Below are 16,390 nucleotides of genomic sequence, written 5' to 3' on the forward strand. Positions count from 1 at the left end.
TCATAATATTCTATAAAGTAGTTAGAGAGTAAGTTTACCCCCCCCATCTAACTGGATCTATGAGAGGAGCTAAAAATATGCCTCTAAATAGTCGTATGAAAAAACCAGTATATAATTCTTTCTTAGCTCTAAAAAAGATATTGAAAATAAATCCAATGACCAGGTAGATAATATACTTACCAATGCAAAGATGCCTAAGTTTATATTTAAATTTTGCTGCAAATACAGGATGGAGATCCATGGCTAAGAAAATAAATCTAAAAGCCAAGGATCTTTATAAAAGAATTTATTAAATTTTATGAGTTATCTGGAAAATAAAATAATATATAATGTTGCGACATAAATTCAAATTGAGATTATGCTCATAATCCCCCAGCCTATATCCTTACCACAGGTATTTGTAACTCGGTAAGCCATTCATCTTCGCTTTCTTTGTTCCAAATACCATCGATATAGTTTTCCCGTGGACTGTCACCAATTATATATCCATTCTCTTCAATCCACTTAAAAGCAAATGCATACGCCTTTGCAAGTCCAGCATATGCTCCCTTGTGCATAACGGAAACCGCAGATACACCTTCAATTTTCTTAAATTTAATATTACTAGTTTCTTTACCCATTTTATCTACCGCTTCGCAGAATTCAATGTTAATATCTTTATCTTTGTATTCATTGTCAAGATACTTTATGAAGCAGTACTCAGGCACAGTACATTTTAATTCAGGATTTGCTGCAGCAACCTCTTCTCCGATTGCCGGTATGATCTCAAAATATGAGTCATAACTTGGTACTGTCATCCTCTTTGAATAGACGATACACTCTGGTAATTCTTTTAAAATCGCTTGATAATTCATAATTAACTCATCCTCTTTCCCTTGTAATATAAATTTAATTCGAGAGAGTTGTGCATTACTTTCAGCGATAGTATCTTCAATTTCACTTTTTCGTTTTTCCAAAATTAATTCTATACCGTGTCCAGATATAATCAGCTTGATTTCATCAATTGATAAACCAATTTGGCGAAAGGACTGAATTTTGTGAAGTTTTATCAACTGTTTCGTTGTATAAAAACGATAGTTTGTTTCCTCATCCACAAATTCAGGTTTTAATAAATCGATTTCATCATAATACCTTAATGCTTTTACTGTAGTTTTTGTAAGTTTGGAAAATTCGCCTATTCGAAACATATACACATCTCCTTTCCTTGTGAATTAAGATTACAGTATCCTTTAAAGGGAGTGTCAATAGGTCTTTTAACATTTTAGAGCAATATTATATAAATAAATTTAATTCGCTTTTTTATAATGTCGGATGTATAGTGTTTTTAAAATATACATAACTAATAATAAAATTATAACATGTTTTCCATATTTTAAAATGATGTATCTTACTAATACATATGTTATTTTTCTATAGCAGCACCAAGGGGCCTATCAGTAATCTGAAAATTAACGTATTATGTATTTATGTGATAATATTAGGATATAAAATTAGGAAGGATGTTTTATATGCTTAGAATTAAAGGTTTATATAAAGAACAAAAGAATAATGTGATAAGAGATATAGATATTAATATAAACAAAGGTAGTTCCATAAGTATAGAGTGTAGCAATGAAGTAAGTGATTTGCTGGTGAATTTGATTTTAGGAAACGAAACACCAGCCAAAGGTGAAATATATATAGAAGACGTAAGAAACGACCAGTATATTAAAACTAATATTGGTAGTATCGGAGTTGTATTAAGAGAAGAGGATTTTTACGAGAGGATGACTATAGAGGATTATATGAAGTTTTTCTCTAGTCTTCTAGGATTAAAAGTAGATTATAAAGAGATAATGTTAAAAGTGGGGCTTTTAGACAGTGGGGATATAAAAATAAAAAATTTGAATTATTCTCAAAGAAGAAGATTAAGATTTGCAAGAGAAAGGTTAAAACAGCCAAAGCTTTTAATTTTTCAGGAGCCAATTCTTAATATGGATAGCAATGGAGCTAAAATAATAGTAGAAAACATTGAAGAATTACGATCTGAAGGAACAGCGGTGCTTATAATTTTTTTGATGATACCAATATTTGCAAAATTAAATAAAACATTAACAAGAATAGCGGAATTTTTACCTAATTATAATATGAACCTTATGCTGGAAAAGGTATTTAAAGGTCAAATTATAGGAGTTGAATCTGCCTATGGCATATTTGTAATTTTGGCTTGGATAGTAATTGCTGCTGGTGCTTTTGCTTACATTTATAACGAAAGAGGATTAGATAAGTAAAGTGAAAGTTTTGTGTTTTGGGATTGGGCTTGAAGTTGTATTTAATGCATTTGCAAATTTATAAGAAGGAAAAGCATATTTTGAAGAAGAATATGACAATAGTTTGCAATTAGTATTATAATAAAGCATAGAAGTTAATCTAAGAATAGAGGGTAATAGATGTTTAACATAATGATAATTGAGGATAATGAACAATTGAAAAATGAAATAGCAAGTCTTTTGATATGCAATGGATATTCTGTTATAAAAGCTAATGAATTTAATAATATTCCTAAATTGGTTAAGGAGAGCGACCCTCATCTAATTTTGTTAGATATTTATTTGCCTTATGATGATGGGTTTAAGATATGTACAGAAATACGTAGTTTTTCAACAGTACCAATTATATTTGTTACAAGTAGAAATACTAATATTGACGAGCTTATGAGTATAACATTAGGTGGAGATGATTTTATTACAAAACCATATAATACTCAAATTTTATTAGCTAGGATAAATTCACTTTTAAAAAGAGCCTACCCTAATGAAAAAACAATGGATGTGGTTGAGTATAATGGCATAAGGTTAAATATATTATCTAGCACCATAGATCACAATGGTAATAAAGTTGATCTTACTAAAAATGAGCTGAAAATACTTCATTACTTATTAAATAACAGAGGCACGATAGTATCTAGAGTAGATATTATGGAGTATTTATGGGATAGTTCATTATTTGTAAATGATAATACTCTTACTGTAAACATTACTAGAATAAGAAATAAATTTGAAGATATTGGAGTTAAGGATTTTATAAAAACTAAAAGAGGACAAGGTTATATAATATGAGTTTAAGTGATTATTTTAAAGGAATAATTAATGTGATACTACTAAATATTATATCACTTGGTACCTTAGTCATATTTCTCTTTAGTGTAGGAAATACTTTTGATACCATAAAAGTTATAGTAGTAATTTGGATTACAGTGACTATAACATTTTTTACATATGAGTATAGGAAAAGAAAATTATATTTTAATAATATCTTAAATACTGTTAATAGATTGGATAAGAGGTATCTTATTAGTGAAGTGATAGAGGTACCACCATATAGTGATTCAGTTCCATACTATATTCTGATGAAAAAGGCTAGTAAATCTATGCGTGAAGAAATATATAAGAGTAAAGTCCAACGTAAAGATTATAAAGAGTATATCGAGCAGTGGATTCATGAAGTAAAGACACCAATATCATCGATCAAGTTAATAGAAGAAAATAATAAGACTAATACTTCTAGAGTAGTTTTAGAAGAATTAGAGAATATAGATAGATTTGTTGAACAGGCTTTATTTTACGCTAGAAGTGAAGAAGTTGAAAAGGATTATCTTATAAAAGAGATTTCTCTAGAGCAATGTGTAAGCCATGTTTTAATAAGAAATAAACATATATTCATTTCTAGCGGTATAGATATTGAGCTAATAAGCCTAGATAAAAGCATTTATTGTGATAATAAATGGTTAGAGTTTATATTAAATCAAATAATAGTTAATTCAGTAAAGTATAGGACAAAGGATTTTCCAAAGGTTAAAATATATGCAGAAGATATTAAAAATGGTGTTCAGTTAAGCATTGAAGACAACGGTATAGGGATACCATCTAATGAAATTAATCGTGTGTTTGAAAAAGGATTCACAGGAATCAAAGGTAGGCTGAATAACAAATCTACAGGTATAGGATTATATATTTGTAAAAAGTTATGTGACAAGTTAGGTTTAGTAATAACACTAGAATCAAATGAAAATTTATATACCAGGGTAATAATTGCTTTCCCAAAGGGAAGTTTTAGTAACTCAAATTTACTCCTACGCCATAAGGTGTAGGAATTTTTTTGGTGACAAAGTTGTAACATAAAAGTAAGGTTAAATCGAATTAGATGTAGTGGAAATAATGTACAATAATATTGAGGTGATAGTAATGGATAAGATATTAAGTTTGAAAAATGTTGAAAAGTATTATGGTAACAAGGGTAATGTAGTAAAGGCTATTGATGATGTAAGTTTTGATGTTTTTAGAGAAGAGTTTGTTGGGGTTATGGGACCTTCTGGGTCTGGAAAAACCACACTATTAAACATTATAGCAACTATTGATGAAGTTAGTTCAGGATTCATATATATAGATAATAAGGATTTAACAGAGATAAGTAAGAAGGATATTGCAAAGTTTAGGAGAGAGAATCTAGGGTTTATATTTCAGGATTTCAACTTATTAGATACTTTGACTATTCATGAGAACATAGCTTTAGCATTAACAATTAATAGATGTAAAAAGAATGAAATAGATGGAAAAGTAAGTAAAGTTGCTAGAGAATTAGGTATAGAAGATATACTTTTAAAGTACCCATATGAAGTATCGGGAGGCCAAAAGCAACGATCTGCATGTGCAAGAGCTTTGATAACAAATCCTAAACTTATTTTAGCAGACGAACCAACAGGAGCATTAGATTCAAGAGCTGCTCAGATGCTAATAGAAATGATTTCTCATTTAAATAAGGAATTAGGAGCAACTATTTTAATGGTAACGCATGATTCATTTACAGCGAGCTATTGCGAGAGGATTCTATTTATTAAAGACGGTAAAATTTTTACGGAACTCGTTAAGGGAGAAAATACACGTAAGCAATTTTTAAATCAAATCTTAGATGTGGTTGCACTACTAGGAGGTGACATAAGAGATGTACGTTAGGCTAGCAATTAATAATGCAAAACGGTCTATTAAGGATTATTTAATTTACTTTATTACAATAACATTATGTGTAAGCTTATTCTATGCATTTACATCAATGTCAAGCTCAAGCTATGAATTAATAACAGAGGATTCTCTTAATTTTGAACTGTTAAAGCAAATATTGAAATATTCCACATATATAGTTACAGCTTTATTAGTACTACTTATAGGATATGTAAACAGATATATGATAAAAAGACGGCAGAAGGAATTTGCTACATATATATTGCTTGGAACTGAGCAGAAAAGCGTCGCATTAATGTTTTTTATAGAAATTCTAATAATTGGAATTACTGCGATTGTATTAGGGGTTTTTATAGGTACATTATTTTCACAAATAGTTACTGCAGTAGTTCTCATGACTGCGAAGCAAGATATAATTTTCTCTTTTAAATTATATATGGATACCGTAATTATAACATTCATATTTTTTATAGCTATGTTTTGTATTATTGGATTTTTTAATATGAAAGCTTTGGGGAAAGTTAAGATTATTGATATGATAAATGCACAAAAGAAAACAGAGTTTCAGTTTAAAAGAAGTAAGATAGTATATGTAAGTATATTTATTGTAGCAATAGTTCTATATAGTGTTTGTGGATATTGTTCTTATGAGATTTTAAAAACTACAGTTACAAAAGGTGATAAAGCAATTTATATATCAATAGCATTAATAGGGTATATTATAGGAACGTATGCATTGTTTTATTCATTAGCTTATATAATTATTGCTGTTAAGGATAAGTGGATAAATTTTAAATATGAATATACAAACTTATTTTTAATAGGGGCTATAGTTTCAAAAATAAAAACAGCACCTATTTTAATGGCCACAATTTCAATAACATTTTTAGGAGCTGCATTAAGCTTTACACTAACTTTACTGATGTCACAATGGACTTTAGGATTTCTAGATTATAGAGTCCCTTATGATATTATCATAAACAATGATTATTCTATGATTACAGATACAAGTGATATAGCTAAAATAAGTGATTTACCTAAAATGGATTATAAGAAAATAATAGAGCATCTAAATAATTATGGCTATAATATAGATGATTACTGTCAGGCAGAGAAATATTTCTTGAATATTGATGATTTCAAGGTGAGAGATAAAGGAAAAACGCCTATGTTAGCGATTAGCTTAAGTGATTATAATAAGCTAAGGAAAATGATGGGATATGAGAAAGTAACATTAAATAATAATGAGTTTACCATGCAATGGGCGAAACTGATAGAAGATACTGATATTGGAAATTATATAAAAGAAAATTCTACTATTAATATAGATGGTAATAACTTAAAGATTAGCTCAAATTCATACTATAAAGAGTCTATTGGGGAAAGTATATATAACGGAAATACAAATGCTTTGGTAGTAGTTCCTGATGAACATTGTAAAGAATTAAATTTAGCGGGCACTGATTTTTTCGCAAATACAAAAGAGAAGATTAGTTATGATAAGGCATTAAGCTTAGAAAAACAGTATGTACCACAATGGTTTAAGGAAAACTATAGTAAGGTACTAAGTGAATATAACACAGATAATAGTCGAGCTTTTTATCCGATTTTTACTAGAGTAAAAGTAGCTGAAGTTAGTGAGATATTAAATGCTACACTAGCAATGAGAATACTAGGAATGTATTTAGGAACAGTTTTATTAATGATTAGTTTAACAGTTCTCGCACTGCAGCAGTTATCAGACTCTATTGAGCATAAAGAAAGATTTAAAACACTAAAGAAATTAGGAATAGACAATAATGAAATCAATAAGATAATATTAAAACAAATAGCATTGTACTTTATTATGCCAATATCAGTAGCCGTAATAGGGTTTGTAATATTTATGTATAATGTTGCAAACATAGGCAGTAAAGTAATAAGCCTTTATGTAGGGGATAGTGTATTTGTGTTTAATATAGGTATATCATTGGCGATAATTTTAATTATCTATATATGCTATTTTGTTGCAACCTATTATACATTTAAGAGGAACGTTAAGGGTAGAAGTAAGTCTTGTTAAAGGGTTATTAAAATAACTAATAAATAACTAAAGTTAGAAGTAGGTGTCAGGAATCTGTAAGGTGTTTACAGGAGAATGATACTCTACTTTTAATTTTTTTAAAATAAAAGTTAAAACCTAGTGGGAAAACTGCTCCTGGCAGGATAATAGAGCTAATGTAAATTTTTCAAAAGATTTGCTCCACTATACTCCATGTTTAAACCATTATTGACCATTAATTCAAAAAAAACATCGTTTTAAGTATTAAATCCTAAAAGAAAATGGGAAATAATGAAAAATGTCTAAAAACAGGGAGCGATTTTGGTTGAAACCTGACATGATACCATGACATAATAATAGTAATAAATACATATATAAGGGAGAAAAGAAATGAAAAGAGGAATTAATAAAAATTCATGCCTATCAGTAATTATAGTAATGTTATTTTTTATAACTATGATTCCAGCAAAAATTACTTTTGCGGCAGCAGCAGGTGCGCCAGGGGTACCGTCATTAGCACATGATCAATGGTCAGGTGATTTAGATGGTAATTACAATATTACATTAAGTATGTGGCATGGAAACAATGGGACAAGCTATAAGCTTTATGAAAAGATAGGAGAATTAAGTGAGTTTAAGGTAGTTGACGATGGTGTTTTAACTGATAACACACCAGCAGCACAATCTAAAGCGATTAGTATTAAAGGAAGGACAATTCCTGCAACATATTTTTATTATGTTGAATTAATTAATAGTTTTGGAAAATCAAAAAGTAATGTAATTGAAGTTTCTGTTGGAACAGCGAATGAAAGTAAAATACTAATTGAGGGCATTGATGTAGATGCTCAAGCGCTTCAAGCAGTAATTCCACAGGGTACAAATAAATATAAAGTAGTTAATTATAACACAAAGGGGCCACAATATAGCGTGAAAATAAGTAATTCATCAGTACTTAAAGCGACTATAGACAATGATGGTAATTTAACATTAGAAGGACTTGCGGCTGGAAGAAGTGGACTTCAAATCCATGAAGCAAGCACAAATGAAACTAGATACATAGGAGTAAAAATTAAAGAGGCTAATGGTGATTTACCAGGTATGCCTAAATATTTATCTTTAGGACAAGTCTCAGAAGATAAAAAAGGAGATTTAGACTTTTGGAAAGATATAGATACAGATAATACAAATAAGAGAATGGATGTTAGATATATATATATAAATGGGGGACCCCTAGCTAATGGGTGGAGAGAGTGGACAACTGTTGATGGAGATAGGGCTAAGAATTATATTAAAGAAAGTTTAAAGCTTGGGATAATTCCATTCTTTGTTTACTATAATATTCCCGATAGCGGAGAAAACTATGAATTAGATTTAGCCCATATTAATAGTAAGGAATATATGGAAGCTTATTTTAAAAATTTAAAATCTCTTTTAGACATATGTGTTGAATATGGACAAGGTGAAACTATTGGAATGGTATTTGAACCAGATTTCTTAGGATATATGATGCAACAATCTAAGAAAAAACCAAATGAAATATCAGCGTTAGTTGAAGCCGCTTATTCATCGGGTGTGCTACAAAAGGGTGTAGACCCAGAGTTTAATAATACGGTGGAAGGCCTTGTTACTTCTATAAACTATACTGTTAATAAATATTATCCTAAAGCATATAATGGATGGCAATTTAATACATGGGCTTATGAAAATGGAGAAATACCAGGACAGGGCTTAATGCATTTAACTGAAAGAGATGGATTGGCAGCGGGAAGACAACAAATTGAAGCAGTGGCGAAAGAAACTGCTGAATATTATTTAGCAGCTGGAATTACAAGCTATGATGCAGAATTTATTTCTATAGATAAGTATGGATTAGATGGAGGTGTTTGCGAAACAGGAGCAGCTGTAGATCCAAAATCTTCTAAATGGTTTTGGAATGCAGACCTTTGGAATAATTACTTGTTATATACAAAAACTCTTCATGAAACTACAAAAAAGCCGGTTGTATTATGGCAGATTCCTGTAGGACATGTTAATGGAACTGTTGAAAACAGTCCATATACTGGCAAACCTTTCGAAACTTTAACTAATAAGGATACAACAGGTGAAGATTCAGCACCAACATTCTTCTTTGGAGATACATTTAAAGCTGGAAATTCTAATAGAGTAGATTATTTTGCTTCAAATGAGGCTAATGATCCTGATATAAAGAGACAAGGTGACACTATTACTTGGGGAAGTCATATGGAGGAAGCTAGAGATGCGGGAATAGTATCAATGTTGTTTGGTGCTGGTGTTAACTCTAGTACTGATGCAGTTGGATCACCACCTACTGAAGATTATTGGTGGATTACAAAAGCGCAACAATATTATAAAAACCCAGTTTATTTAAATAAAACTGTAAATCCATAAATTTACTGTAGTGTAAATTTTATAAAAAATAAGGAGGCGTAATAAGTGAAAGTAATCAAATCTAAAAAGGCAATGGCAGCAATTATGGTATCTGTTTTTGCAGCTGTTACATTTGCAACACCGGCGAAGGCAGTTACAAGCGATGAAAATCCGAAAGACTTAGAAAGAAAGGTTGTTGGATATTTTCCAGAATGGGCTTACAAAAGTGAAGTTCAAGGTAATTTTGATGTAGCTGATTTACAATGGGATTCTTTGACACATCTCCAATATTCATTTGCAATGGTTGGAGAAGACAATAAAATTGGATTTGGAGACAAAAAAGCAGCTATTGAAGAGGATTTCGCAGATCACAAATTAGAGAATAATGGGAAGGAGGTAAAGTTGGATCCAAATCTACCATATAAAGGTCACTTTAATGTATTACAACAAATGAAAAAACAATATCCAGATGTAGATTTATTAATATCTGTAGGTGGATGGACAGGAACTAGAGGTTTTTATAAAATGATAGATACAGATTCTGGGATTAACACATTTGCTGATTCTTGTGTTGAATTTATTAGAAAATATGGGTTTGATGGCGTCGATATTGATTTTGAATATCCATCATCAGTAGCTACGTGTGGTAATCCCGCAGATGCAGATTTATCAGAACCAAGAAGAGCTGTATTAAATGAAAGATACAACGTTTTAATGAAAACGTTAAGAGAAAAATTAGATGCAGCTTCAAAAGCAGATAATGAAAAATATTTATTAACTGCAGCAGTTACTGCTTCATCTTGGGTGCTTGGTGGAGTTCAAGATAATAGCTATGCAAGTTATTTAGATTTTCTAAGTATAATGTCATATGATTTTCATGGTGGATGGAATGAAAATGTTGAAAACTTAGCAAATATCTACCCAGATGCAGCTGATAATGAAACTACTGGAATGGCGATGCCGACTCTGAATATGGATTGGGCATACAAGTTCTATAGAGGGGTGCTTCCTCCAGAAAAGATTTTAATGGGAATTCCATACTATACAAGAGGTTGGGAAAATGTACAAGGTGGGAATGGTTCAGGTTTACATGGCACAAGTAAAACACCTGCCGTAGGAAAGTACAATCTTTGGCGCGATGATGATAATAAAGATGGGACACCAGACCCCGCTGGCACTAATCCATTATGGCATGTATTAAACCTTATGGAAAAAGATCCTAAATTTAAAATTCACTGGGACGATGTTGGTAAGGTGCCATATGTGTGGCAAGGAGATAAAAAAGTATTCTTATCTTTCGAAAATGAACAATCTATGGATGAAAGAGTTAAGTACATTGAAAATAAAAACTTAGGTGGAGCTTTAATCTGGGTTATGAATGGTGACTATGGCGCTAATCCTAATTATGTTAAAGGTTCAGATAAAACAAACGAAGGTAAATACACTTTCGGGGATACATTAACTAAAAAGCTGAAAAGCGGATTAGATAAAATGGGGAATTGTAAAGAAACAAAAGAAGATATTGGAGATGCTCAAGCAATCGATGTTAAAGTTGATACTACTACTAAATATGATCATCCAAATGGAGAAACCGTATTCACAGTAACTAACAATACTGGAGCAACGATTCCTAAGGGATGGGAGATTCAATTTGATATACCTAAATCTGCTTTATACGTTGGAGCGGAAGGAGGAGCTGGAACTGTTACAGAAGTTGGAGATTTCTATAGAGTAAACTTAAAAACATCTGGTTGGACTGATATTCCAAAGGGTGGGACCGCATCAGTTAAGGCTAAGATGAAGTTATGTTTCGCGGGAGTTAGAAATATAAAGATTAATGGGAAGATCCCTGCTAGTCAACCTGTTAATGGTAATCATCTTCCTACACTTAAAGGTGTTAAAGATCAAGTTATAGTAGAAGGGTCACCTTTTAATATTATGAATGGTATTTCTGCAAATGATGTAGAAGATGGAGATATAACTAGTAGTATAGCTGTATCAGGTGAAGTTGATACAAAAAAGGTTGGAACTTATACAGTAAAATATAGTATTACAGATAAGGCTGGAATGGTAGATAAAAAAGATGCAAAAATATATGTTATTCCTAAAGCTCATTCAAATGCAGCTATTTGGGAGCCGGAACTTTATATACAAATGGACAAAAAGTAGTATATGAAGGTAAGATTTATGAAAATATTTCGTGGTGGACACCTGCTGGAACATTACCAACGAGTGTGCACATTACAAAGTTATTGTTGATTTATCACTGTAAAGTAATGCAAATGGTGATAATATCATTGATATATATGACTTAGTTATAGTAGGAAAAGATATGTAATTAAATTAAAAAAATTATTAAGGGGGAGAAAAATCATGTCAAAAGAGAAATTATTTAAAAATATCAAATCAGTAATAGCATTAGCTGCAATTGCCACGTTAACAATGACAAGTGTTGTACCAGCAGCTACAGTTAATAATTTAGCAGCACCACCACAGGAGGTCGAGCAAAAAGCATCTACTTCTAAACTTCGTAATGTTATGTATTATGGAGATTGGTCAATTTGGGGAGGAGAAGGAAACTTTTTTCCTAAAGATATACCGGTAGATAAACTAACACATTTGAATCTTGCATTCATGGACTTTACTAAAGATGGTGAGTTGGTATTTTGTGATAAGGACGCTAATATTGGACATCCACTAGGAAATGCAGGTGTTACGTATGGAGATATTAATGGTGGTATCATAAATGAATACCAATCTTTAAGGGAGAAAAATCCGAATTTAAAAATTGGTACATCTTTAGGTGGATGGTCTAAATCAAATAATTTTACATGGGTAGCTAGGAATCCACAAACTAGAGCTAAGTTTATTAAAAATGTATTAGATTTTATGGAGTATGCTAATTTAGATTTCGTAGATTTTGATTGGGAATATCCAGGCGAAGTTAGGGCGGCAGACAAGGTTGATAACAAAAATGATATGGGTAATCCCGATTCAATTCCGGCAGATAAAGAAAATTATATAACGATGCTTAAAGAATTCAGAGTAGCATTAGATGCAAAGGAAAAAATATTAGATAAGAAATATGAGATGTCTGCAGCGTTACCAATGGCGCATGAAAAAACTAATGTTGGTATTAATGTTAACGAAATGTTTAAAATATTAGATTTTGGTAACATTATGACTTATGATGCAGCAGGTGCATGGTCAGATACAAGTGGTCATCAAACTGCTCTTTATGATAATCCTAATGATCCATTTGCAGGAAAAGGATTCACAGTTGATTCAAGTATTAAGAAATATATTGAACTTGGAGCACCATCAGAAAAATTAGTTATAGGTGCTGCATATTACACTAGAGGCTGGGAAAAAGTTTCAAATGATGTACCAGATAAAAATCTTCCAGGTTTATTTGGAAAAGCAACTCAAATAAACAAAGATTCAGATGGAACGCTTTCTTACGGAGCTACCAATTATGCTCCGGTAAAATCAGGAGATGGTGGTCGTAACAGTGGAGTTTGGGGATGGAGAAATCAAGATGAGTTAAAAGCTAAATATCCAGGAATAAAAGAATATTGGGATGATACTGCAAAAGCACCATACATGTACAATGAAAAGACAGGAGCGTTCTTCACTTATGATAACCCAAGATCAATTGCAGAAAAAACTAAGTATGTTAAGGATAATAACTTAGGTGGGATGATTGCATGGATGGCATCTCAAGATAAGCAAACAGATTCAACTAAGAGAGATGAGTTAACAAAAGCAACTAAAGAAGGTTTATTTGGGAAAGATGAATTACCTACTTATAAAATAGTTCAACCGAAAGTATATGCAAAAGCTTCAGTTACTTCAAGCAAACCAGCATGGGGGAATGGAGGCGCTTTATCTATTGATTTAAAAAATGATTGTAAAATAGAAACAAGCGGCCAAACTATACAACTTACAGAAACAGCTGCAAAAACTTTAAAGCATACTAAATTATATATAAAAACTAATGGAGTTAAAATTACTGGAGGAGAATATCCAGCACCAGCAGTTAAAGAAGAAAATGGATACTATGTCCTTTCATTTGATGGGTCAGAGCAAAAACTTATAAATCCAGGGGCTTCAATAAAGTTTAATTTGAAAACTGATAAAGTATTAAATGGATTAGACGGAATAGTAAGTATTGAAATGACACAAAGAATGTATGCAAATGGTCCAGAATTCAGTAGAGTTACTTTATACTAAGGTGCTGGAGTTGGTGGAACAACAGAACTAGAAACACCCATGGACAGCTTGAAAAAAAGCAAACTAACTAAATAGAAGTAGGGGGTCAAGAAGCTGTAAAGTGCTTACAGGATGAATGACTCCCTACTTTTATTTGTTTTAAAAATGGGAGTATAATTAAATGAAAAAGAGTTATTGTAGAAAATTAATTGCAGGTACATTTGATATTTCGCGAAGTTGATTACAAAAGTAAAATCTATCAAAGCAAGGTAGGTTTACATCCATAATAACCAAATCAGGATTTTTTCTAGCAAACTCTGAAGTTATGTTATCAAAGTTATCCACAGGCATTGCATCAAAACCCCACTTTATCAACATTTCATTCATATTAGTGCACAGTGCTTTATCATCTTCAACTATCATTATCTTATACATTTTTAACACCCCTAAAATAAGGTGAAACATCAATGGTTAGTTTCGCCTAATATTATGTTATATAAATTTGGAATTATTAAGTCAGAACTTGTTCTGTTTAGGATAATTGTAACATTTACCTATATAATAAAGCTATATGTATTAGATTCATTGTAATCCTCATTAATAACATTGAAATTTTAATGAAGTAATAAAATTATTTTTTGCTCATGAGGAAGGTTTCTAATAAAAGTAATAGTATTTAAGCTTGCCGTTTACAAATAATAAAAGTTATGATAAGTTATAATAACCATATAAGTAATGAGGTGAGAATAAATTGTCTATAACAGTCTCAAAGCTAACACATAAAATGTTGGTTAGTATATATACTAAAAAACCCAAAATCAATGAAAATGGTGATAAGGTATTCAAAAAAACCGGATTGATTCTATTTTCTGGAATAGTTATTGTTTTAATATTTTCTCTGTGTACTATTTTTATGGATTATTACGTTACTGAAATTATGAAGGAAAACAATATTAATAGTGATATGACAGATACCTTATATATTGGGGGGTATTCTTTAATGGCGCTGTTTATATTAATTGGAATGAAACTAATCATAATGTTTTTTCGGTATAAAATAATCGTTTCTAAAGATACGATAACTTCAAAAAAGATGTTTTCAACAAAAACTATAGAATTGTATGATTTGGAAATAATTACTTTTTCTAATGTAAAAGGGCTTATTTTTAAAGGTTATAACTCTAAAATTACATATGGAAATTTTACAACAGGATTAATTGAAATTTTTAAATTTATAGATGAAAACATACCGAAACATAAATATGAAATAGCATTAATTAATGCTAAAAAGATGTTACAGCGTAGCAGAATAAATTTATAAGGCTATAGGAAATTAAATTTCTTATAGCTTTTTTTATTAAAGAAAAAGCATTGACATGTACCTTACTGTCAGGTTTAAAATTGAATTATTACAAAGGGGGGGAGACGCATGAATATAAAAGATGCTGCTGAAAAAACTGGATTAAGCAAAAGGGCAATAAAGTATTACGAAGGTGAAGGTTTAATTATGCCTTTAAAAAATATTCAAAATAACTATAGAGAGTACACTTGTCAAGATATCATAAAGCTTAACTTAATAGGGGCGCTTAGGGTAGTGGGTATTCCTATTGCACAAATCAAAACTGTGATTGACGGTAACAAAAGTATTCCTGAAGTTATGAGGCAAGCTCTTTCTAGAATAGATAAGGATATTGATAATTTAGAAAAAAGCAGATTAATTATTTCAAACATTATCGAGAAAAATTTAACTGATTATGATACTGCGGGAGAACATATAAAGTTACTTAGGGAAACCTTAGAATTGTCCATAGGTGAAAAGAAAGAATATATTTCGAGTGCTCTTAGTAGAATATTTCCGGGGATATTTGGAGAAAGTCTTATCATGAATTTTGAACCATTTTTAAATATTGTTATTGATAATGAGGAAAAAAGAAGAGTGTGGTTAAAACTTGTGGAGGTATTGGATGAAGTAAATGGAACCGAAGAGTTTTTTTTAGGTAATAACTATTTAAATGAATTTGAAAATGAAGTTATTTCAGAAGAAGATAAGAGAAAATATTTGTCTGGAATTGAAAGTATAATAAATTATGATAAATCATACATTAAAGAGTATATAAAGAGGATTAAGGATAGTTACTTATTGTTAAAAGAAGATGAAAAAGAAAAGAAACAAGTGAATGAATTCGGTTTATTTTGCAATGATTATTCTAAAAAAATTGGACATTTTCACACAAAATTTAGTGAATATTTGACTATTCTTAATGAAGATTATAAAAAATATATGGAAAACATGACAAATATGACTGCTGAATTAAATAAAAAGATGGAAGAAGAAACCGGGATGAATGTAAATAAGTTTTTTGAAAGATATATTATAGAAAAATAAATTTTTTATATAATCAAATTAGCGGTACGGTAGCTATATAATAGTATAAATATAGTTTTTTGTCCTAATTTGTACATATCATGAATGGCTTATCAAAACCTATTAACTAAATCCGATTTTCATAATACCTATGTACAATTGGATTTACAATTAACCTTATCATAATTAAGGAAACTATAATAGTAATTTCTAAAGATGAAACATTTAATGTAGATTGCAATATAAAATGTCCGAAATTTTCAAGAAAAATATAATGTTAAGTTGTAATGGTTTTCTGTTCCATCATATTAGCAGATAGACGATTAAAAATCATCTTGGATAATTGTTGATCCGGTACTGTATTTGCATAATTTGTTTTTTAGAGAA

12 protein-coding genes are annotated in these 16,390 nt (G+C 30.5%); 10 read left to right on the top strand and 2 right to left on the bottom strand.

Annotated elements, in window-relative coordinates; translation table 11 throughout:
* Window positions 1–377 precede the first annotated feature (377 nt).
* A complete protein-coding gene (locus ACWJJ7_RS12580) occupies window positions 378–1,187 on the bottom strand; it encodes a MerR family transcriptional regulator (protein WP_462962409.1) in 810 nt (269 codons plus the stop codon).
* Window positions 1,188–1,508: 321 nt separating this feature from the next.
* Between ACWJJ7_RS12580 and ACWJJ7_RS12585 the strand changes: the two genes are divergently transcribed.
* From ACWJJ7_RS12585 to ACWJJ7_RS12620, 8 genes are all read left to right on the top strand, one after another.
* On the top strand, window positions 1,509–2,270 hold the full coding sequence (locus tag ACWJJ7_RS12585) for an ATP-binding cassette domain-containing protein (RefSeq protein ID WP_462962410.1): 762 nt from the start codon (window positions 1,509–1,511) through the stop codon (window positions 2,268–2,270).
* A 159-nt stretch (window positions 2,271–2,429) separates the two neighbouring features.
* A complete protein-coding gene (locus ACWJJ7_RS12590) occupies window positions 2,430–3,098 on the top strand; it encodes a response regulator transcription factor (RefSeq protein WP_462962411.1) in 669 nt (222 codons plus the stop codon).
* Complete coding sequence (locus tag ACWJJ7_RS12595; RefSeq protein ID WP_462962412.1) at window positions 3,095–4,129, top strand: ATP-binding protein; 1,035 nt, start codon at window positions 3,095–3,097, stop codon at window positions 4,127–4,129. Before ACWJJ7_RS12590 ends, ACWJJ7_RS12595 begins: the two co-directional genes overlap by 4 nt.
* 94 nt (window positions 4,130–4,223) lie before the next feature.
* Entirely contained in the window at window positions 4,224–4,991 is a 768-nt protein-coding gene (locus ACWJJ7_RS12600) for an ABC transporter ATP-binding protein (RefSeq protein WP_165412399.1), read from the top strand.
* Window positions 4,981–7,059, top strand: a complete 2,079-nt coding sequence (locus ACWJJ7_RS12605) for an FtsX-like permease family protein (RefSeq protein ID WP_462962413.1) — start codon at window positions 4,981–4,983, stop codon at window positions 7,057–7,059. Before ACWJJ7_RS12600 ends, ACWJJ7_RS12605 begins: the two co-directional genes overlap by 11 nt.
* A gap of 369 nt (window positions 7,060–7,428) precedes the next feature.
* The gene (locus tag ACWJJ7_RS12610) at window positions 7,429–9,447 is read left to right on the top strand and encodes a hypothetical protein (protein ID WP_462962414.1); all 2,019 of its coding nucleotides are present in this window, start codon (window positions 7,429–7,431) and stop codon (window positions 9,445–9,447) included.
* A 45-nt stretch (window positions 9,448–9,492) separates the two neighbouring features.
* Window positions 9,493–11,595, top strand: a complete 2,103-nt coding sequence (locus tag ACWJJ7_RS12615) for a glycosyl hydrolase family 18 protein (RefSeq protein WP_462962415.1) — start codon at window positions 9,493–9,495, stop codon at window positions 11,593–11,595.
* A gap of 204 nt (window positions 11,596–11,799) precedes the next feature.
* Window positions 11,800–13,659 carry a glycosyl hydrolase family 18 protein gene (locus ACWJJ7_RS12620; RefSeq protein WP_462962416.1) on the top strand — a complete coding sequence of 620 codons (1,860 nt, stop codon included), beginning with the start codon at window positions 11,800–11,802 and terminating at the stop codon, window positions 13,657–13,659.
* Window positions 13,660–13,830: 171 nt separating this feature from the next.
* On the opposite strand, the gene ACWJJ7_RS12625 is transcribed toward ACWJJ7_RS12620, so the two are convergent.
* Window positions 13,831–14,073, bottom strand: a complete 243-nt coding sequence (locus ACWJJ7_RS12625; protein WP_462962417.1) for a response regulator — start codon at window positions 14,071–14,073, stop codon at window positions 13,831–13,833.
* A 316-nt stretch (window positions 14,074–14,389) separates the two neighbouring features.
* On the opposite strand from ACWJJ7_RS12625, the gene ACWJJ7_RS12630 reads away from it, so the two are divergent.
* A complete protein-coding gene (locus ACWJJ7_RS12630) occupies window positions 14,390–14,959 on the top strand; it encodes a hypothetical protein (protein WP_462962418.1) in 570 nt (189 codons plus the stop codon).
* A gap of 108 nt (window positions 14,960–15,067) precedes the next feature.
* Entirely contained in the window at window positions 15,068–16,024 is a 957-nt protein-coding gene (locus ACWJJ7_RS12635) for a MerR family transcriptional regulator (protein WP_462962419.1), read from the top strand.
* The last annotated feature ends 366 nt before the right edge of the window (window positions 16,025–16,390 follow it).

This window comes from Clostridium sp. CM042, from assembly GCF_055080995.1.

Bases quoted from the DNA above. Each gene is read 5' to 3' on its own strand.
- ACWJJ7_RS12625 (WP_462962417.1), bottom strand. From the start codon at position 14,073: ATGTATAAGATAATGATAGTTGAAGATGATAAAGCACTGTGCACTAAT.
- ACWJJ7_RS12600 (WP_165412399.1), top strand. From the start codon at position 4,224: ATGGATAAGATATTAAGTTTGAAAAATGTTGAAAAGTATTATGGTAAC.
- ACWJJ7_RS12590 (WP_462962411.1), top strand. From the start codon at position 2,430: ATGTTTAACATAATGATAATTGAGGATAATGAACAATTGAAAAATGAA.
- ACWJJ7_RS12585 (WP_462962410.1), top strand. From the start codon at position 1,509: ATGCTTAGAATTAAAGGTTTATATAAAGAACAAAAGAATAATGTGATA.
- ACWJJ7_RS12610 (WP_462962414.1), top strand. From the start codon at position 7,429: ATGAAAAGAGGAATTAATAAAAATTCATGCCTATCAGTAATTATAGTA.
- ACWJJ7_RS12595 (WP_462962412.1), top strand. From the start codon at position 3,095: ATGAGTTTAAGTGATTATTTTAAAGGAATAATTAATGTGATACTACTA.
- ACWJJ7_RS12580 (WP_462962409.1), bottom strand. From the start codon at position 1,187: ATGTTTCGAATAGGCGAATTTTCCAAACTTACAAAAACTACAGTAAAA.
- ACWJJ7_RS12620 (WP_462962416.1), top strand. From the start codon at position 11,800: ATGTCAAAAGAGAAATTATTTAAAAATATCAAATCAGTAATAGCATTA.
- ACWJJ7_RS12635 (WP_462962419.1), top strand. From the start codon at position 15,068: ATGAATATAAAAGATGCTGCTGAAAAAACTGGATTAAGCAAAAGGGCA.
- ACWJJ7_RS12605 (WP_462962413.1), top strand. From the start codon at position 4,981: ATGTACGTTAGGCTAGCAATTAATAATGCAAAACGGTCTATTAAGGAT.